Origin of the sequence: Streptomyces gardneri, from assembly GCF_006539185.1 — a bacterium.
GTDB lineage: Bacteria > Actinomycetota > Actinomycetes > Streptomycetales > Streptomycetaceae > Streptomyces > Streptomyces gardneri.
This window is the reverse complement of sequence record NZ_BJMN01000005.1, coordinates 436,249-455,268: the sequence shown is the minus strand read 5'-3', so window position 1 is coordinate 455,268 and position 19,020 is coordinate 436,249. Positions and strand designations below refer to the sequence as shown.

The following is a 19,020-nucleotide window of genomic DNA, read 5'->3' as shown; positions in this document are numbered from 1 at the left end:
CGCCCACCTGTCAGAGGCCCGATTCAGTGGGTGGCGCCGAGTTCCGTTCCGATGTGGTGGGCCCATGCCCGGATCCGTTCCGGATTGCGGAAGTCGCCGCCCTTGCCCCGGCGCACCATCGCGCGGGCGACAGAGCCCGGCGTCTCGGCGGTCACGGCGCCACCGAAGGTCATGTGCTCGCGAGCACCGAGATTCTTCATCCGCCGGGCGACTCCTCGTACGGGCGGGATGTCGTGCTGTTCCGCGGAACTGTCGACGGGACCGCTGCTGAAGAGCCAGAGAGGCCGGTGCCTGAGCTGTTCGGCGTTGCGCCGGGCGCACCGTCGCGCCTTGCCGGTCCAGTGCCCGGCGTAGAGGGCTCCGCCGAGAACGACGCCGTCGTAACCGCTCACGTCGGTGACGGTGTCGGCAGGCAGGACGACAGCGTCGAAACCGTCGTCCCGGAGCGTCTGGCCGATCTCTTCGGCGATACCGGCAGTCGCGCCGGCCTTGCTGCCATAGGCGACCAGGACACGCTTGGCGTTCATGATTCCGTGCCCTCGGCCGGCTTGTCGGTCCGCTTCACCGGAACGGTCCGGACGGAGGTGGTCTCCTGGTCGGGCATCGGGATCCGGATGGTGAGGATGCCGTCCGCGTACGACGCCTCGACGTCGTCGGCGGGGATCGTGACCGGGAGGCGCACGGTCCTGCGGAACGATCCGTAGCGGAACTCCGAATGCTCCTTGTCCTCCTTGCTCTCGCTGTGCTCCGCACTCACCGTGATGAGGTTGTCGTCGACGGTGATGCCGATGTCGTCGTCCGGGTCCATCCCCGGCAGCTCGGCCCGCAGCACGTACACACCGTCACCGCTGGTCACCTCCACAGGAATGGAGTGAGCAGCCGTCGCGGGTCGCCACCCGGGCAGCCCGGGGAACTCCCTGTTGAACCAGTCGTTGAAGTCGGGGAAGAGGCTGTGCCTGCGTTCCACCTTGCCTCCGGCCATGATGCTGCTCCTCCTGTACGGGGCCCAGGACGGTCGCGGTGGACCCGAATAGGTGCGGACAGGCGGCGGATCGGGTTGCGAGCCCGGTCCGACTCCGTAACCCACTCTTCCACCCACGAGGTCGCGTGGCGCAGTGCCCAAGGGGGCTGTCCGACGGGGCCGAACGGGCCGCACCAGGAGGGGACCGACCGGCCCATGGCGCCACAGCGCTGGTGCTGTCAGCGGCAGATCTCCTCGACGAAATGGCCCACCCGTTCCTCCGGCAGGTGCCGCGCCAGGTCCGCCTCACTGATCATGCCGACCAGGCGATGGTCGTCGATCACGGGCACGCGGCGGACACGGTGGTGCTGCATCGTGCGGAGCACCACTTCGCTGTCTGCGCCCGCGTCCACGATGACGGGCTTGCCCTGGGCGAGGTCCCCGGCCGTCATGCGGTGTGGGTCCTTGCCTTTGGCGAGGCACTTCACCACGATGTCCCGGTCGGTGATGATGCCGTGCAGCCGGTCGTCCGGCCCGCAGATGGGCAGCGCGCCGACATCCAGTTCGCTCATGCGGCGTGCGGCGTCCATGAGGTTCTCGTTCTCCTGCACGCAGCTTGCACCGGCGTGCATGATTTCCCTTGCGGTCGTCATGGCCGCGTCCTCCTTTCTGGCCCCCTGTTCACGGTCCAGCCGATCAACCCTCGGTTCAGAGGAAGAACGTCGACACCTTGATGGTGTGAACCGGGCGCCAGGGACGTCCCATCGCCCCCTCCGTGGGCAGCTGGTGGTTCCTGGGCCGACCGGGCAGCGCGTCTCCCGTGGCCACCCGTCGACCGCGCCGGGCCGGCAGCCCGGTGTCCGCGGCGACTCGATGTCGTGCCTTCCTTGGCATGGTCACTCCTTCCTTCGCCCGGCGCCGTTCTTGAGCGTCGCCTCCGCGCGGGCCACGTGCCGTTTGACGGCTGCGAAGCTGTCAGGCGCTACGGATATGGAGTCGAGGCCCGCCTCGACCAGGATCGCGGTGAACGCCGGATCGTCGCTGGGCCGCTGCCCGCACAGTCCGACCGGCCGGCCCGCCGCGTGGGCGCGGACGGCGAGGGTCTGAATGCTGCGGACGACCGCGGGGTCCCGCTCGTCAAAAACATGGGCGAGGGCCTCGGAGTCGCGGTCGACGCCGAGGGTGAGCTGGGTGAGGTCGTTGCTGCCGATCGAGAATCCGTCGAATCGTTCCGCGAACTCCCTGGCCAGGATGATGTTGGCCGGTATCTCCGCCATGACGTAGACCTGCAGCCCGTTCTCGCCCCGTACCAGTCCCTCGTCCGCCATCACCGCGAGCACCTGATCGGCCTCGCCGAGGGTGCGGCAGAAGGGGATCATGACGACCAGGTTCGTCAGCCCCATCCCCTCGCGCACGCGGCGCAGTGCGCGGCATTCGAGGGCGAAGCCCTCGCGGTAGCCGTCGCTGTAGTACCGGCTCGCACCACGCCAACCGATCATGGGGTTCGCCTCGTCCGGTTCGAAGGGTCGGCCGCCGAGGAGCTTGGCGTACTCGTTGGTCTTGAAGTCGCTGGTGCGCACGACGACGGGCGTCGGCCAGCGCGAGGCGGCGATCCGGGCGATGCCGTGGGCAAGCCGGTCGACGAAGTAGTCACCTCGGTCGAGGTAGCCCTCGGTGAGCCGCTCGATGACATGCCGGTCGTGTGGTTCGAGCCGCTCCGGGTGCAGTAGGGCCATGGGGTGGACTTTCACCTGGTGGGCGACGATGAACTCGAGGCGCGCCAGTCCCACGCCGTCGGCGGGGAGCCGCCACCAGCGGAACGCGGCTGAGGGATCGGCCAGGTTCAGCATCACCCGGGTTCGGGTGGCAGGCAGTTCCGCGAGGTCGGTCTGGGTCTCCTCGTACGGGAGCAGCCCTTGGTAGACACGTCCGCTCCCTCCCTCGGCGCAGGAGACCGTGACAGAGCGGCCATCCCGCAGGATCCGTGTCCCGTTGCCGGTTCCGACGACGGCGGGGACGCCGAGTTCGCGGCTGACGATGGCGGCGTGTGAGGTACGCCCCCCGTGGTCGGTGACGATGGCAGAGGCCCTCTTCATGACGGGTTCCCAGTCCGGGTCGGTGACGCCGGTGACGAGGACGCCGCCCTGGGGGAAGCGGTCGAGGTCGACGGGCGCGTCGAGCGCCACGACACGGCCCTGGCCGATGGCCTCACCGACTGCGATGCCTTCGACGAGCGGTTCGCCAGGAATGGCGGTGAGCCGGCGGCGGGTCAGGGTGGTGGTGCGACGACGCGACTGGACCGTCTCCGGGCGGGCCTGGACGATCCAGAGCTCGCCGGTGAGGCCGTCCTTGGCCCATTCGATATCCATGGGGCAGCCGTAGTGCTCCTCGACGGCCGCCGCCCATCCGGCGAGCGTGCGGATCTCCGCGTCGTCGAGGACCCGCTGGTTCCGCTCACCGTCGGGCGTGTCGACCGTACGGGTCAGCCCGGTGTCCGCGTACACGGCCTTCAGCCGCTTGGCTCCGATCCGCACGTCGATGACGGGATCGAGCTCCGGGTCCTTCATGCTCGGCTTGAACACCGTGTACTCGTCCGGGTCGACCTGGCCGCTGACGACGGTCTCCCCCAGCCCCCAGGCGGCACTCACCACGATCACGTCCGGGAAGCCGCTCTCCGGGTCGAGGGTGAAGACGACCCCGGCGCCTGCGAGATCGGAGCGGACCATGACCTGGATGCCGATGGACAAGGCGACGGCGAGGTGGTCGAAGCCCATCCGTTCGCGGTAGTCGATCGCCCGGTCGGTGAACAGGGAGGCGTAGCAGCGCGTGCAGGCCTCAAGGAGCGCGTCGGCGCCGCTGACATTCAGGTACGTCTCCTGCTGCCCGGCGAAACTCGCTTCGGGCAGGTCCTCCGCCGTCGCACTGCTGCGCACCGCCACCTCGGGCGACTCCCGGCCGATCTCCTCGGCCAGCTGCTCGTACGCCGCGAGCACGGCATCCCGCAGAGGCACGGGCAACGGCTCCACGAGGAAGAGGGACCGGATGGCAGCCCCGACCTGATCGAGTGGCGCGCCCTCATGCAGTCTGTCGATCTGTGCTTCCACGCGACGGCGGAGGTCTCGGGAACCGAGCAGCTCCTCGTACGCTTCGGCGGTGGTGGCGAAGCCCGGAGGGACGCGGATGCCGGCGCCCGCGAGCCGGGTGGTCATCTCGCCCAGCGAGGCGTTCTTGCCACCCGCTCGGCTGACGTCGTGCCGCCCAAGTTCCGTGAACGGTACGACGTGTCGTATCGGTCCCATGGTCTCCTCCACGGCTCTCGGGCCTCCTCAGTACGGCAGGGGACGGCCGGACGGCGTGCGCAGGTCGAGGGGGGCGGGCCTGCGGGGACGCTGGGGCCGGGGGCTGATCAGGATGCGCTGCATGATGCTCACCTCTCCGCAGAACCCTCCGACGGACCGGGGGCGTCCGCTCGCCCCACCGTCCCGCGTGGAGGTGGTCGCGGCCCAGTGCCGAGCGGGGCAGCGGGCACGGGCCGGTCGGCCGTGCCGGACCGGGACCGGTCGGACCATGCCGGGTCGCCGGTCCTGCGCTCGCCTTGCGGGAGGGGGACGGTGATCACCGGACACGGAGCACGATGCAGCAGGCCGTGAACCGTCGAACCCAACCGCATGCCCGAGTAGCCGCCACGGCCCCGGCGACCGACCACCAGAGAGAGGGATTCCTGGGACGCCAGGGCGAGTTGTTCGACCGGATGTCCTCGCAGGACCTCTTCGGAGATGGCGACATCCGGATACCTCTCCGTCCAGCCCGCCACCGATTCGGCGAGCAGCCGACGCCGCTCGGCCAGACCCTCTTCACCGTCGTCGTGAGCGAGGACGGAACGGGGCCAGACCCAGACAGCCCGCAGCCGTGCCTCGCGGAGGCTCGCCTCCTCGACGGCGAAGGCGACCGCGGCCTGTGAGGACTCGCTTCCGTCCACGCCGACGACGACGGTCGGTGGGTACACGGCGGTGTGCTCGGGTGCGCGGACCACGACGACGGGACAGTCCGCCCGTGCCGTGAGCGGGGCGACCACGGAGCTCTCGCTGAACATCTCGGCCGGCCTGCTGAGACGGCGAGAGCCCACGACGACGAGTGCGGCGTGCTGCGCCATGTCGCGCAGCACGGTCGCCGGCACACCGTTCACGCGCTCCGTCGCGATCCGCAGACCGTCGTGCAGGTACCGGACGAGGTCCTCCGCGTTGGCGATCGCCGACTCCGCGCGGATACCCAGGGCGCTCTGGCGGGCGAGCGCGTCGTACCGGAGCCCGTCATGGGCAGGCGGTACGGCGACGACCAGCCTGAGCACCAGTCCTCTTCGTACGGCTTCGTCGGCGGCCCAGACGAGAGCGGGGACCGACTGCTCCCGGGGGTCGACTCCGAGCAGTATGTCTTTCATGTCTCCTCGACCCGGGTGGCGAAGGCGGGTGGGACGATCTCCACCGGGCAGTGGGCGTGATGGAGTAGGACGTGGGCGACTCGCCCCAGGGAGGGGCCTACGCCCAGTGCGCGGTGTTCTCTGCCCATCACCAGTAGATCGGTGTGGGCGCTCGCCTCCACCAGGATCCCGGGCGTGCTCGTGCCCGTCTCGACGTGATGGCTGACGGTCAGGGTGGGGTAGAACTCCTGCGCAAGGTCGGCGAGCGACTTGATCTCGTGCACGCGTTGTCGTGCGATCTCGTCGAGGTCGTCCAGCATGGTCGCGACGCTGCCGACGTGGGTGAGCAGGTTCCAGACGCTCACCAGACGCAACGCCGCCTTACGGGCGTCGGCCTCGGCGGCCGCGACAAGCAGCCAGCCCAGATCCGAAGCACCGTGCACGGCTGCTGTCACCGAGCCCGACGCGGGACGTTCACCGTCTCCACGGACCACGACCACGGGCACTTCGGCGCGGGCCGCCACGCCCAGACCGACGGATCCGAGCATGAGCGCGGAGAAGCCGCCGAGCCCCCGGTTGCCCACGACGATCGTGCCCCGGTGGCCGGCGGCCGCCCGGAGACCGGCGACCGGCTCCTGGCGGCCCAGCTCCTTCGTGACGGCAAGGTCCGGATAGAGGTCACGGACCGCGCTCGCGGTTTCGGTCAGCAGGTCGCGACCCGCTTCGCGTACCGCCTGGATCGTCTCGGCGTTGGCGAAGATGGCCCGGCGGTCGGTGTCGGCGGCGTGGACGAGATGCAGCGCCCGCCCTCGTCGGTCCGCCTCGTCGGCGGCCCAGAGCACGGCCGCGCGCCCGGAGGGGGACCCGTCGACTCCCACGACGACGTTGCCGAGCTCCGGTCGGGCGGGGGTCTCGCTGGTCATGGCTCCTCCTCCTGGGTGAACCGAGGCTCGGGAGCGCGTCCCGAGGGGCGACATCTCCCACACTGGCATCGTGGTGGGCCTCCTCGGGATGGGCCGTTCGGCCCCGATCGAGCCCTGCCCGGCCCTGCTGCCGGAAGCGACGTGGCACCAACCTGAAATGTGAGATGTCCTGTCCGATCCGGACCCGGGACGGGGCGGAAAGGACTCGATGAGGGAGGCACGCCATGACAGCCCAGGTCACCGTCGGTCTGGACGGCTCTGAGGAAAGCCTCGCCGCCGCCCGCTGGGCCGCGACGCAAGCGGTGTTGCGCGAAGTGCCCCTCAGGCTGGTGCACGTGGAGGAATGGCCGAGCATGCCGGAAGTACCCATGGCGTACGCCCGCACACTCGCCCACGACGAGCAGACCGAGAGGCTGATGCGAGAGGTGACGGACCGAGTCCGGAAGCACCATCCCGACCTCGAGGTCATCACGGAGCATGCGCATGGCCGGGCAGCCGAGGAACTGACGGCTGCCGCGAACGAAGCCGATCTGACGGTCCTCGGTTCGCGCGGACTCGGCGGCGTCCGCGGCTTCCTCGTCGGCTCGGTCTCCCTCGCCGTCGTCGGCACGGCCCGACAGCCGGTCGCCCTCGTCCGCGCGACGGACGACCGGGAATCTCCCGAAGGCGGCATCGTGGTGGGCGTCGACATCCACCACCCGTGCGAAGCCCTGCTCGCGTTCTCCTTCTCCGAAGCCGCCCGCAGGGGCACGCCGCTGCGATTCCTCCACAGCTGGACGCTTCCCGCCTCGTACGGCTACGCCTCCACCATGGACCCGGGAATCGGCGAGGAGCTGGGCAGCCACCTCCTCGGGGGACTGGACGACCTGCTGGAGCCATGGCGGAAGCGTTACGCGGGCGTGGAAGTGGAGGCCAAGTCGGTGGTGGGCTCGCCCGCGTACCAGCTGGTCGAGGCGGCCCAGACCGCGCAACTCGTGATCGTGGGACGCCGGAGTCGGAACGTCCCTCTCGGCCCGCATCTGGGCCATGTCGCCCACGCGGTCATCCACCACAGCCCCGCGCCGGTCGCCGTCGTCCCCATGACGTGAGCGGACGGTGGCGCCCCGACCTTCGACCGCGCACGGATGTATCCATCGCCCGGTGTTCTACGGATGTCGGCGGGTGATGGACGGCGTGTAGCGGTCGGGAGCGGCATCGTAGGCGGTGGCGCAGTGGCTGGAGCAGAAGTGCAGTGGGCCTGCGGAGCTGTCCCGGTGTTCGGGTGCGGTGGTGGGGTCGACTTCCATGCCGCACACGGGGTCGACGGTCAGGCTTCCGAGCGGGCCGTCCTGTCGCCGCGTGGTGCCGGTGGTCGTCTCGACTTCGGGCCGCGTCGGTGGGCCGCCCGCTTCGGGCAGCGGTGCGGGGTGCCAGCGTCGCAGGCGGGAGGCGTTGGTGACGACGGACAGCGAGGACAGAGCCATGGCTGCTGCAGCAATGATCGGGCTGAGGCGGATGCCCCACAGGGGATAGAGGGCTCCCGCGGCGAGAGGGATGCCGACGGCGTTGTAGACGAGGGCGAAGAACAGGTTCTGCTTGATGTTGCGCATGGTCGCCTTCGAGAGGCGGATGGCGGTGACGACTCCGGTAAGGGATCCGGAGATGAGCGTGATGTCGGCGGATTCGATGGCGACGTCGGTGCCGGTGCCGATGGCGAGTCCGACGTCGGCTTGAGCGAGGGCAGGGGCGTCGTTGATGCCGTCTCCGACCATGGCGACGGTCCGGCCCTCGGCTTGGAGGCGGCGGATCTCGTCGGTCTTGTGCTCGGGCATCACCTCGGCCAGGACCCGGGAGATGCCGACCTGGGCGGCGATGGCGGCGGCGGTGCGGGCGTTGTCGCCGGTGAGCATGACGACCTCGGCGTCCAGCTGCCGCAGGGCCGCGATGGCCCGGGCGGAGTCGTCCTTGACGGTGTCGGCGACGGCGAGCACCCCGGCGGGACGACCGTCGACCGCTGCGAGAACGGGTGTCTTGCCCTCAGCCGCGAGCACCGCGGCGACGGCGTCGAGAGGGGAGGTGTCGACGCCGGTGTCGTGGAGGAAGCGGGCGGTGCCGACCATGATGGTGTGGCCTTCGGCCCTGGCGTGGACGCCTTTGCCGGTGACGGAGTCGAAGCCGGTCGCGGTCGGCGGCTGAAGGCCACGGTCGCGGGCGCCGGAGACGACGGCCTGGGCAAGGGGATGCTCGCTGTCGGCCTCGGCGGCGGCGACCAGCCGTAGCAGCTCGGCTTCGTCGACTCCCGTGGCGGGGCGGATGTCGGTGAGGACCGGCTTGCCGATGGTGACCGTGCCGGTCTTGTCGAGGACGACGGTGTCGAGTTTGTGGGCGGTCTCCAGGGCTTCGGCGGAGCGGATGAGGATGCCCGCCTGCGCGCCTTTGCCGGTGCCGACCATGACCGAGAGCGGGGTGGCCAGGCCGAGAGCGCAGGGGCAGGCGATGATCAGGACCGCGACGGCGGAGACCAGGGCCAGGGTGAGAGCCGGTGCGGGTCCGATCGTGTACCAGAGAGCGAACGTCGCTATCGCGATGACGATGACCGCCGGGACGAAGTAGGCGGAGATCGCGTCGGCGAGACGCTGGATCGGCGCCTTGGACGCCTGCGCCTGCTGTACCAACCGGATGATCTGGGCGAGCATGGTGTCCGCGCCGACCTTGGCCGCGCGTACCCGCAAGGAACCGGTGGTGTTGACGGTGGCGCCGATGACACCGTCGCCCGCGTGCTTCGTGGCCGGCATCGGCTCGCCCGTCACCATCGACTCATCCACGGCGGACGAGCCCGACAGGACCTCGGCGTCGACGGGAATCTTCTCCCCGGGGCGGATGACGACCTCGTCCCCGACGACCACCTCTTCGACGGGTATCTCGGTCTCAGTGCCGTTCCGCAGGACGCGCGCGGTGCGGGCCTGCAGGCCGATCAGCGCGCGGATGGCCTCGCCCGTGCCGGCCTTGGCCCGGGCCTCCAGAAGACGGCCCAGCAGGATCAGGGTCAGGATGACGCCGACCGCTTCGAAGTACACCTCCCGCACGTCCTCGGGGAGCAGCCCCGGAGCGAGGGTGACGAGCAGGCTGAAGCCGTAGGCGGCGCTCGTGCCCAGGGTGATCAGGGAGTTCATGTCCGCCGACCGGTGGCGCAGGGCCAGCCAGCCGGTGGAGTGCACGGGCCAGCCGGTGTAGAGCATCACGGGCGTGATCAGTGCGAGCTGGAACCAGTGGTTCAGCATCCAGCCGGGCACCCAGTCGGCGCCGAACAGCTCGTGCGCCATGACGGCGAAGAGGACCGGTGCGGTGAGCACCGCGCCCACGACGACGCGGCGGGTCAGGTCCTTGATCTCCTCCTGGCGCTCGGCGATGTCGGCTGCCTCCGCGTCCTCGGCCGACGCCTCCCCCGCACTCGGCGCCGCTTCTCCGCCTGACACCGTGCCCGGTTCCGGTGCTCCACCATCGGCGGGTTCGACGACGAGGGTCCCGTGGATCATGTTCATGCCACAGGCGAACCCGTACGTGCCGGGCCGGTCAGGGCTCAGCCTCACGGTCGTACGGGTGTGGGCGGGCAGTCCGGCCCCGACCCTGAGATCGGGGAACACGACGCGGGAGGTGCATTCGCCGGCCTCCTGCCGGTCGAAGACGAGCTCGACCGGTGTGCCCTGGCGGACCTTGATCAGGTTCGGGCTGTAGCCGCCCCGCACGGTCACGTCGACCCGCTGCACGCCTCCCTCCACGCGGACCGTGCCGGCCTTGCGCGGGCCGAAGAAATACCAGCCCAGCACGGCGATGAGACCTACGGCAACCACAACGACGATCACGTCCGCGACAGGCATGGCCACTCGCCTCCTCGCGCGCCCTGCTGTTCCAGCCTCCCGCGCAGCATCCACGTCGGCCACCTCAGCACTCCGACTTCCTCCGCGCCCACCTCACCCTGGACGTTGACCGCTGACCTCAAGGGCATCCCGGGTCGACTCACACACGGGCCGACCGGTGCAACGGCCGGGTCCGGACGGCCCTCGGCGGTCCTTGCGTCCGGGGGCGAGACTGGAGGGAACGTACCCGGGTCGGGCAGCAGGGACTGGGAACGGCCCGGAAGGGTGATGATCATGTCCAGCACGAGCAGGTGGACCGCGGCCGCACTGGCGGCCCTCGCGCTGGCCGCTGGATGCGCGGCCGGAAATAGCACCGCCAGCGGCAGGCCCCTGAGCGCGGCCGCCGCCCAACCCAGCCCTTCCGGCGGCGATTGCTGGAGGCCCGGCATGTCCGGCGACGACTGGGACGACTGGGACTCGTGGGGGCCCGGCATGAGGCCAGGAATGACAGGCCGCGATGACTGTGCGTGGGGTCCCGGCATGATGGGCGGGGGCTACTGGCAGCGCGGCGACGGCACTCCGGTCGAGACCCTGCACCAAGCCCGCCAGCGGGCCGACACCTTCGCCGACCGGCTCAACCTGCGTGTCGGTGAAGTCATGCAGTTCTCGAAGAACTTCTACGCCGAACTGCAGACCCATGATGGGAAGCCGGCGACGGAGATCCTCGTTGATCCATCCGATGGCGACACCGGGATCGAGTACGGGCCGGCGATGATGTGGAACACCGACTACGGCATGCACCAGCGTGGCCGGACCGAGACCCGGATCTCCCCCGCCGAGGCGCAGGAGCGCGCCCAGAAGTGGCTGCATGACCGGGGCAGCGACCTGACCGTCGGAGAGGCCGAGGCGTTTCCCGGCTACTACACCCTGCACACCCTGCGCTCGGGCGAGATCAGCGGCATGCTGTCGGTCAACGCCTCCACCGGCGCTGTGTGGGACCACACCTGGCACGGCATCTACATCACCACCAGCGAGCGCTGACGTCACAGCCGCCCCTGACCGAGGCCACCAGCCTGACCGGGGCCACCAACCGAGCGGTTTGCGCCTGCTCGGCGTGGTCGTCGCTTGGACGCCGGCCGGGCACCGTCGCTGCTCGCGTGGACCGGTCCAGATCGAGCCGGCTGTTCCTGTCCGGCTCGAACCGGTGACCCAGTCGAGGTCTGGGGCATCGGTCGGACGACGCGTTCGTCGGCGGTCCGCTGGCGGCGAGCCGGTCCGGTACCCGTCTAGTCAGCGGGCCCGGATGGCGTGCCGGGCGCGCCCGGCACCTGGATGCGCCGTCCGGTCACCCGGCGCGGTGAGAGGGTCACCACGGTGTCCCGGCCGTCCCCCGCCCACGGCGCCAAGTGGACAGCGTCCTTGATCCTCCGCAATTCCGTCTCATCCGACACCGTGCGTGCCGGACCGACAAGGAGCACGCTCCAGCCCCGGCTGAAGGCTTCGTCGAGGTGGTCCTCCTCGAAGGCGATCTCCACACCGGACGTCGAGGCGCGCGCGAGGGTCGAGTCCGCAGCAGTCATGAAGACCACGTCCCCGTCGACGACCTGGTAGTTCACGGGGAACACCATCAGCCCGTCCCGTCCTTCGACGGCGACCCGGCCGACGCCGTGGCCGTCGAGCAGCTCCCAGCACTCGGCCTCGCCGATCTCCTCCATCCGTGCCCGGTACCCGGCGCGGGCACCTCCTGGCGCAAGGTCCGCCGTGTAGCCGGTGAGCTCCTGGACAGTGGTCTCCAGAGCGTTCGCAAGCCGGACCAAGAACTCGATCCCCGGGGTGGCCACCTGCTCCTCCACATAGGCGATGAAGCCGGGTGTCGAGCCGGCCCGTTCGGCCACGTCCTCCCAGGACAGGCCGAGCCGGGTACGCCTGGACGCGACGCGGCGGCCGAGGTCGCTCGTGGCGTGCGAGGCACGCGGGTCACCGTCCGTGTTCATCACAGGTCTCCTTCCGCGGTCTCGGGACGCCGCTGGGGTACGACGGCGACCGGACACGAGGCGTGGTGCAGGGCGCGGTGGGCGACTCTGCCGAGCTCCAGGCCGACGAGCCCTTCCCGGCGCCTGGCGCCGACGACCAGCAGGTCGGCGGCGGCGGAGCGCTCGGTCAGTACCTTGTGGGCGGAGCCCTCGACCGTGCTCCTGCGCAGGCGCACCTGGGGATGTTCGGACGCCGCGGCCTCAAGGGCCGTGTCGAGCAGTTCGGAAGCCCCTTCCGTGAAGTAGGCCGCCCCTGCGCGCCTCATCAGCAGGTGGTCGGCCGGTCCATGGACCGACCGTCGCCAGGTGCGGACGACGTCGAGTTCCGCGTCCCGGACGGCCGCCTCACGGAAGGCGAACCTCACGGCCGGCGAGTCCAGGTCATGTTCACCGACGCCGAGCAGGACGCGCCCGTGGCGTGCTTCCAGGGCCTGCCGGTCCCCCCGGACGACGACGACCGGACAGTGGGCTCGGGCGGCCACGACGAGGCTGACGGACCCGAGCAGAAGGTCGGCGAACTCTCCGCGCCCGCGTGCCCCGACGACGAGGATCGTGCCCTCCCGCCCCTCACTGAGCAGCGCACTGGACGCGTCCTCGGCGAGGACGGCCGTAGTGAGAGGAAGGTCGGGTGCCCGGCGCCGGGCGCGTTCGGCCGCGGTGCCGACGATGTTCTCGGCCAGGACCTGGCCCGAGGGCCGGTCCGTGGTCCAGGCCGGCACGACTCCCTCGTACCGTTCCCACAGGGAGGCATGGACGATGCGCAGGGAAAGCCCGCGCCGTACCGCTTCGTCGACAGCCCAGTCCAAGGCCGTGAGACTGGCGTCGGACCCGTCGACTCCTACCACCAGGGGCGATTCCATCGTGCCCACCGCCTTTCCGGGTCGTGAGGTGGCCTGCTGCCACGCTCGCACCGGGTGGAAGTGACCGAATAGGGCCGGTTGGTCCCGGGCGCGGCCCGCCCGGACCAGGTGTGGTAGCGCCGCGGAGACACGACGGGAGGAGGGGCCCATCCGCTTCTCGCGGATCCTGATCGCGCGGTGAGCGGCTCGAAGCCGTTTCCCCGCGTCCCTCTGGCGGGCCCCCTCCTCACTTTCAGGAAAGCATCGGCAGACGGTCCGTGCCAGTGCTGCCCGGGTCCCGACGTGCCCCCTTTCGGCCCTTGTCGTCAGCCGCCCGAAGGCGACACCCTCACAGCAACAGGACTCGGGGCGCCGGAACACCGGAGGCCGGTCATGAAGCACCCACGTACCGTCGACGACGTGATGACCCATGCGGTGGTCTCCGCCAGGCTCGACGCACCGGTCAAGGAGATCGTCCGGTCCATGCGGCGCTGGGGCGTGAGCGCAGTCCCCGTGCTGTCGGCCCAGGGACGAGTGGTCGGCGTGGTGTCCGAGGCGGACGTACTCGGCAAGGTTCCGGGAGAGGCCCGGGACGACGCGGGATCGGTGACGGCGGGCAGCCTGATGTCGGCTCCGGCCGTCACCATTCCGCGCGATGCCACGATCTCCGGGGCCGCGCGACTGATGGCGCATGGCCACCTCAAGCGACTTCCTGTGGTGGACGAGGACGGCCGCCCGGTCGGTGTCGTCAGCCGGGGCGACCTGCTCAAGATCTACCTTCGCTCCGACGCCGAACTCGCCGAGGACGTGCGCCACGAGCTCCTCACACACCTGATCCCCGAAGGTGACGCGGCACTGACCGTACGGGTCGAGAACGGCGCGGTGACGCTCGCCGGACGCCTGCCACAGTCCGTTCCGGCGGATCTGGCCCTGCGCCTGACCCGGGCGGTGCCCGGCGTGGTGGCCGCGACGGCGAAATTCATGACCGCGTAACGGCCTTCACGGGTCCGGCCTCTCTCGTGCCGTGCGGCGGAAAGTGCTGGACCCGCGCGTCCGGGCCCGGGAACACCTCGGTGACCCTGCCCGTGTCCGACCACCGGACGTCAAAGGGCGGAGTGCCGTCCGGATGGTGGAGCCCGACGATCTCACCGTCACGTCCCTCGTCCCCGACCGTGGCACCGCCGACGATCAGCCGGTCGCCGACGCGAGCCCACAGCCCGGCGCGGGGCTTCTCCTGACCTTGTCGTGCTCCGGTCCCGGTCATGCTTCTCGCCTCCCGGCACGAGCGCCCGGCCGCGGTCCTCCCGGGACGGGCTCTCTCGTCTTCTCCACCGTGCGTCCCGGCCAGCCGGCCGCCATAGGGGCCGAACGTCCCGGATGGGGACCATTCGGCACTGCCCCGGGTGGGCTGCGCGCAGCAGAGTGAGAACTGGGGTGGCCGCGTCCCCTGAAGGAGGACCGTCATGCAGCACCGCACGGTTTTCGAGGTGATGACCCACGATGTGGTCACCGCAGCCCCAGAGACCCCGTTCAAGGTGATCGCCCGGCTCTTCGCCGACCACGACGTCTCGGCGGTCCCGGTCGTCGACGCCGACCGACGCCTGCTCGGTGTGGTCTCGGAGGCCGACCTGCTGCGTTCCACCGCCGAGCTCCCCGACCTGGAGGGCCGTTGGGCGGGTGTCCGGCTGCTGTCCCAGGAGCGAGGGATGCCCGATGCGGAGACGGCCGCCCAGCTGATGACCTCGCCGGCCGTCACGGCACAGGCGAACTGGAATCTCGTCGAGACGGCCCGGACGATGCAGCGCAAGGCTGTGAAGAGACTGCCCGTCACCGACGAGACCGGTCGACTCGTCGGGATCATCAGCCGCAGCGACCTGCTGCGGCCCTTCCTGCGCAGTGACACCGCGATCCGTGACGAGATCGAACACGACGTCCTGGCCGACACCCTGCGCCTGGCCCCCGACACGATCCGCGTGACGGTCGACGACGGAGTCGTCCGGCTGACTGGCCGGGTCGACGAGCGGGCCGACATCCGCGTGATCGTGCGGCTCTGCCGTTCGGTCGACGGAGTCGTCGCCCTGCACGAATCGATCGAGTACGCCTATGACAACCTCGCGCTCGACGTGGAGCCACCGCGATGAACGCTCTGTGGGTGGCACCGGTCATGCCCGACTACGAGAGTGCGCGGGAGACGTTCTCTTGGCGCCGCGAGCGATCGCGGCTCGCCGGGCTGCCGGACGGCGGCATCAATATCGGATACGAGGCGGTCGACCGGCATCTGCGCGAGGGCCACGGCGAGCACGTCGCGCTGCGCTGCGTCGCCCGCGACGGGTCCGTGCGGACGGTCACGTTCGCCCAGCTCGCAGCCGAGAGCTCCCGCTTCGCGCACGTTCTGGAGACACTCGGCGTGGAACGCGGCGAGCGGGTGTTCACCCTGCTCGGCCGCCGGTCCGAGCTGTACGCCACGGTCCTCGGCACGCTGCGGGCCGGCCGGGTCCTGTGCCCGCTCTTCACCGCATTCGGCCCCGAACCCGTCGCGCTGCGCCTGGAACTGGGAAGCGCCCGGGCACTCGTCACGACCCGCGAGCTGTACGAGCGCAAGGTGGCCCCCGTACGCTCCCGACTTCCGCACCTGCGGTACGTCCTGCTCCTCGACCCAGGGGCCGACCCGCCCTCGGACACCCTTTCCTTCCCGGCCCTCACGGCAGCCGCCCCGGATACGTACACGGTCGGACCGACCGATCCCGCGGAGCCGGCACTGCTGCACTTCACCAGCGGCACGACAGGCACCCCCAAGGGCGCGATACACGCACATGAGGCGGTCCTCGCCCACCACGTCACCGCCGCCTACGCCCTGGACCTGCACGAGGGCGACGTCTTCTGGTGCACAGCCGACCCCGGCTGGGTCACGGGCATGTCGTACGGCATCATCGCCCCGCTCACCCACGGCGTGACGACTGTCGTCGACGAAGGGGACTTCGCCCCCGCCCGCTGGTACGGGATCCTCGCCGACCATCACGTCACCGTCTGGTACACCGCGCCCACCGCGCTCCGCATGCTCATGCGGGCCGCACCGCGCACCGGCGACCCGACACCGACCGCGCGCCACGACCTCTCCGCGCTCCGGTTCGTCGCGAGCGTCGGCGAGCCGCTCAACCCCGAGGCCGTGCGCTGGGGCCAGGAGTCCCTCGGACTACCGGTCCACGACACGTGGTGGCAGACCGAAACCGGCGCGATCATGATCGCCAACTTCGCGGCGGACCCGGTGCGCCCCGGTTCGATGGGCCGACCGCTTCCCGGTGTCGAGGCCGCCGTACTGGCGTGCGGCGAGGACGGCCGGGCCTCGATCATCGGCGGGCACGTCCGGATCCTCCAGGAGCCGGGCGCCCAAGGCGAGCTCGCCCTGCAGGCAGGCTGGCCGTCGATGTTCCGCGGCTACCTCCACGAGCCGAACCGATACGAGGCGTGCTTCGCGGACGGCTGGTATCTGACCGGCGACCTGGTCAGCCGCGACGCCGACGGCTGGTACTGGTTCGTGGGCCGGGCCGACGATGTCATCAAGTCCGCGGGACACCTCATCGGGCCGTTCGAGGTGGAAAGCGCGCTCATGGAGCATCCGGCCGTCGCCGAAGCCGGGGTCATCGGACGTCCGGACCCGCTGGTCGGCGCGATCGTCAAGGCCTTCGTACTGCCGCGCCCCGAGTACCCGCCCGACGCCGAACTGAGGCGTGACGTCATGGCGTTCGCCCGGCGGCGCCTCGGCCCGGCGGTCGCACCCCGGGAGATCGAGTTCGTCGAGGATCTGCCGCACACCCGCAGCGGCAAGGTCATGCGCCGCCTGCTGCGGGCCCGCGAACTGGGTCTGCCCGAGGGCGACGTGTCGACGTTGGAGACACCTGAACCGGCCCGGACCGCCGGGCCCTCCGGGAAGGAGCCGTGATGGCCACCGCACACGGCGGCACGCCCGCCGGGACATCGCAGGCGAAGCGCACACGCCGCTCCCGTGCGCCGGCAGCGTCCTCCCGAACTCCTGCGGCCGCCCACGACCTGGACCTCCTGCGGCAGATGCTGCTCATCCGCCGCTTCGAGGAACGGTGCGTCGAGCTGTACAGCGCAGCGGCGATCCGGGGCTTCGTCCACCTCTACATCGGCGAGGAGGCGGTGGCGGTCGGCGTCCACCAGACGCTCGACGAGCGGGACGCGGTCGTCTCCACGTACCGCGAACACGGCCACGCCCTGGCCCGTGGGATACCGCCCGAGGCCGTGATGGCGGAGATGTACGGGAAGACCACCGGATGCAGCCACGGCCGCGGCGGATCCATGCACCTCTTCGACGCCGACCGCCGCTTCTACGGCGGCAACGCGATCGTGGGCGGCGGACTGCCGCTCGCGGCGGGCCTGGCGCTCGCCGACCGGATGCGCGGCGAGCCCCGGGTGACCTGCTGCTTCTTCGGGGACGGAGCCTTCGCGGAGGGCGAGTTCCACGAGACCGCCAATCTGGCGGCGCTCTGGGGCCTGCCGGTGCTCTTCGTCTGCGAGAACAACCTGTACGCGATGGGAACGGCCCTCGCCCGCGAACACGCCCAGACGGACCTGGCGATGCGGGCGGCGTCGTACGGCATGGCGGCCTGGGCCGTGGACGGCATGGACGTACGCGCTGTGGAGAAGGCCGCGCACGGAGCGGTCGAGTCCATTCGAGCCGGCAGCGGACCGCACTTCCTGGAGATGCGGACGTATCGGTTCCGCGCGCACTCCATGTACGACCCGGACCGGTACCGGCCGAAGGACGAGATCGAGGAGTGGAAGCGGCACGACCCCGTCACCGGCCTCGCCGACGGCATGCGTACGGCTGGACTCCTCGACGCCGCCGCGCTGGAGGACTTGGAGCACCAGGTCGCCGAGGAGATCGATCACGCCGTCCGGGCGGCCGAACGGGCCCCCGAGGAGCCGGCCGAGGATCTGCTGCTCCATGTCACAGGCCGACACGAGGAGGCTCGGGCATGAGCACGCGTACACGACCACGGGCGCATCCCGACGACGACACCACCACATACAGGGAGGCCCTGCGCGAGGGACTGCGCGAGGCCCTGGCCTCGGACGACCGAGTGTTCCTGATGGGTGAGGACGTGGGACGCTACGGCGGCTGCTTCGGGGTGAGCCTCGGCCTCCTGGAGGAGTTCGGCCCCGATCGCGTCCGGGACACGCCTCTGTCGGAGTCCGCGTTCGTCGGAGCCGGGATCGGCGCCGCACTGGCCGGGATGCGGCCCGTCGTCGAGATCATGACCGTCAACTTCAGCCTGCTGGCCCTCGACCAGATCCTCAACAACGCCGCCACCCTGCGGCATATGTCCGGCGGACAGCTCGGTGTACCACTGGTGATCCGCATGACAACGGGCGCGGGACGGCAGCTGGCCGCCCAGCACTCCCACAGCCTCGAAGGCTGGTACGCGCACATCCCGGGCCTCCGCGTCCTGGCACCGGCCACGATCGACGACGCCCGCCACGTACTGTCCGCCGCGCTGGCCGACCCCGACCCGGTACTCCTCTTCGAGCACGGCAGCCTGTACAACGCGGCCGGAAAGCTCGACCCGGCGGTCCAGCAGGTCGACCTGGACCGCGCGGCCGTCCGCCGCGAAGGCACCGACCTGACAGTGGTCGCGTACGGCGGTTGCGTGTCCAAGGCCCTCGAAGCCGCGGAGGAACTGGCGGGCGAGGGGATCAGCGCGGAGGTCGTCGACCTGCGCACGCTGCGGCCCCTGGACGACGCCACGTTCGTCGGCTCCGTCCGGCGGACCCACCGGGCTGTCGTGGTCGACGAGGGCTGGCGCAGCGGCAGTCTGTCCGCCGAGATCGAGTCGCGCATCTGCGAGCAGGCGTTCTTCGAACTCGACGCGCCCGTCGAGCGGGTGTGCAGCGCGGAGGTCCCCATCCCCTACGCCCGTCGGCTGGAGGAGGCGGCACTCCCCCAGCCGGCCGGAATCGTGGCGGCGGCGCGCCGGGTGGTGAGCTGA

General features: G+C 70.6%; 16 protein-coding genes and 1 pseudogene. 7 read left to right on the top strand and 10 right to left on the bottom strand.

Going from position 1 to position 19,020, the window contains the following annotated elements:
* Positions 1 to 23: 23 nt before the first annotated feature.
* The 6 genes from SGA01_RS04375 to SGA01_RS04350 all read right to left on the bottom strand — a co-directional run bounded on the left by SGA01_RS04375 (position 24) and on the right by SGA01_RS04350 (position 6,301).
* Positions 24 to 527: a flavodoxin domain-containing protein gene (locus SGA01_RS04375; protein WP_141293428.1), complete on the bottom strand. Its 504-nt coding sequence runs from the start codon at positions 525 to 527 to the stop codon at positions 24 to 26.
* Entirely contained in the window at positions 524 to 982 is a 459-nt protein-coding gene (locus SGA01_RS04370) for an Hsp20/alpha crystallin family protein (RefSeq protein WP_141293426.1), read from the bottom strand. The genes SGA01_RS04375 and SGA01_RS04370 overlap by 4 nt, the downstream gene beginning before the upstream one ends.
* 218 nt (positions 983 to 1,200) lie before the next feature.
* Positions 1,201 to 1,614: a CBS domain-containing protein gene (locus tag SGA01_RS04365; RefSeq protein ID WP_141293424.1), complete on the bottom strand. Its 414-nt coding sequence runs from the start codon at positions 1,612 to 1,614 to the stop codon at positions 1,201 to 1,203.
* A 243-nt stretch (positions 1,615 to 1,857) separates the two neighbouring features.
* On the bottom strand, positions 1,858 to 4,260 hold the full coding sequence (gene ppsA / locus SGA01_RS04360; RefSeq protein ID WP_141293422.1) for a phosphoenolpyruvate synthase: 2,403 nt from the start codon (positions 4,258 to 4,260) through the stop codon (positions 1,858 to 1,860).
* A 128-nt stretch (positions 4,261 to 4,388) separates the two neighbouring features.
* On the bottom strand, positions 4,389 to 5,399 hold the full coding sequence (locus SGA01_RS04355; protein WP_141293419.1) for a universal stress protein: 1,011 nt from the start codon (positions 5,397 to 5,399) through the stop codon (positions 4,389 to 4,391).
* Positions 5,396 to 6,301, bottom strand: a complete 906-nt coding sequence (locus SGA01_RS04350; RefSeq protein ID WP_141293417.1) for a universal stress protein — start codon at positions 6,299 to 6,301, stop codon at positions 5,396 to 5,398. Before SGA01_RS04350 ends, SGA01_RS04355 begins: the two co-directional genes overlap by 4 nt.
* 224 nt (positions 6,302 to 6,525) lie before the next feature.
* Between SGA01_RS04350 and SGA01_RS04345 the strand changes: the two genes are divergently transcribed.
* Positions 6,526 to 7,389, top strand: a complete 864-nt coding sequence (locus SGA01_RS04345; RefSeq protein ID WP_141293415.1) for a universal stress protein — start codon at positions 6,526 to 6,528, stop codon at positions 7,387 to 7,389.
* 57 nt (positions 7,390 to 7,446) lie between these two features.
* Here SGA01_RS04345 and SGA01_RS04340 read toward each other — a convergent pair whose 3' ends face one another.
* A complete protein-coding gene (locus SGA01_RS04340; RefSeq protein ID WP_141293413.1) occupies positions 7,447 to 10,158 on the bottom strand; it encodes a heavy metal translocating P-type ATPase in 2,712 nt (903 codons plus the stop codon).
* A 483-nt stretch (positions 10,159 to 10,641) separates the two neighbouring features.
* Between SGA01_RS04340 and SGA01_RS04335 the strand changes: the two genes are divergently transcribed.
* Entirely contained in the window at positions 10,642 to 11,178 is a 537-nt protein-coding gene (locus SGA01_RS04335; protein WP_229917907.1) for a hypothetical protein, read from the top strand.
* 245 nt (positions 11,179 to 11,423) lie between these two features.
* Here SGA01_RS04335 and SGA01_RS04330 read toward each other — a convergent pair whose 3' ends face one another.
* Both SGA01_RS04330 and SGA01_RS04325 read right to left on the bottom strand, forming a co-directional pair.
* Positions 11,424 to 12,131, bottom strand: a complete 708-nt coding sequence (locus tag SGA01_RS04330) for a helix-turn-helix domain-containing protein (protein WP_141293411.1) — start codon at positions 12,129 to 12,131, stop codon at positions 11,424 to 11,426.
* Positions 12,131 to 13,030, bottom strand: coding sequence for a universal stress protein (locus SGA01_RS04325; RefSeq protein WP_141293409.1), 900 nt, complete (start codon positions 13,028 to 13,030; stop codon positions 12,131 to 12,133). The genes SGA01_RS04330 and SGA01_RS04325 overlap by 1 nt, the downstream gene beginning before the upstream one ends.
* 372 nt (positions 13,031 to 13,402) lie before the next feature.
* On the opposite strand from SGA01_RS04325, the gene SGA01_RS04320 reads away from it, so the two are divergent.
* The gene (locus tag SGA01_RS04320; protein WP_141293407.1) at positions 13,403 to 14,002 is read left to right on the top strand and encodes a CBS domain-containing protein; all 600 of its coding nucleotides are present in this window, start codon (positions 13,403 to 13,405) and stop codon (positions 14,000 to 14,002) included.
* Positions 14,003 to 14,030: 28 nt separating this feature from the next.
* Here the strand turns inward: SGA01_RS04320 and SGA01_RS42770 are convergent.
* Positions 14,031 to 14,225 (bottom strand): annotated as a pseudogene (locus SGA01_RS42770) (DUF1918 domain-containing protein); the annotation flags it as partial.
* Between the two features lie 247 nt (positions 14,226 to 14,472).
* Here SGA01_RS42770 and SGA01_RS04310 point away from each other — a divergent pair.
* Genes SGA01_RS04310 through SGA01_RS04295 form a run of 4 tightly spaced genes read left to right on the top strand, consistent with a single transcriptional unit; the run spans position 14,473 to position 19,020 of the window.
* Positions 14,473 to 15,150, top strand: coding sequence for a CBS domain-containing protein (locus tag SGA01_RS04310; RefSeq protein ID WP_141293403.1), 678 nt, complete (start codon positions 14,473 to 14,475; stop codon positions 15,148 to 15,150).
* Positions 15,147 to 16,949, top strand: a complete 1,803-nt coding sequence (gene acsA, locus SGA01_RS04305; protein ID WP_141293401.1) for an acetate--CoA ligase — start codon at positions 15,147 to 15,149, stop codon at positions 16,947 to 16,949. The genes SGA01_RS04310 and acsA overlap by 4 nt, the downstream gene beginning before the upstream one ends.
* Positions 16,949 to 18,013: a pyruvate dehydrogenase (acetyl-transferring) E1 component subunit alpha gene (gene pdhA / locus SGA01_RS04300; RefSeq protein ID WP_229917909.1), complete on the top strand. Its 1,065-nt coding sequence runs from the start codon at positions 16,949 to 16,951 to the stop codon at positions 18,011 to 18,013. Before acsA ends, pdhA begins: the two co-directional genes overlap by 1 nt.
* Positions 18,010 to 19,020 carry an alpha-ketoacid dehydrogenase subunit beta gene (locus SGA01_RS04295; protein WP_141293399.1) on the top strand — a complete coding sequence of 337 codons (1,011 nt, stop codon included), beginning with the start codon at positions 18,010 to 18,012 and terminating at the stop codon, positions 19,018 to 19,020. Before pdhA ends, SGA01_RS04295 begins: the two co-directional genes overlap by 4 nt.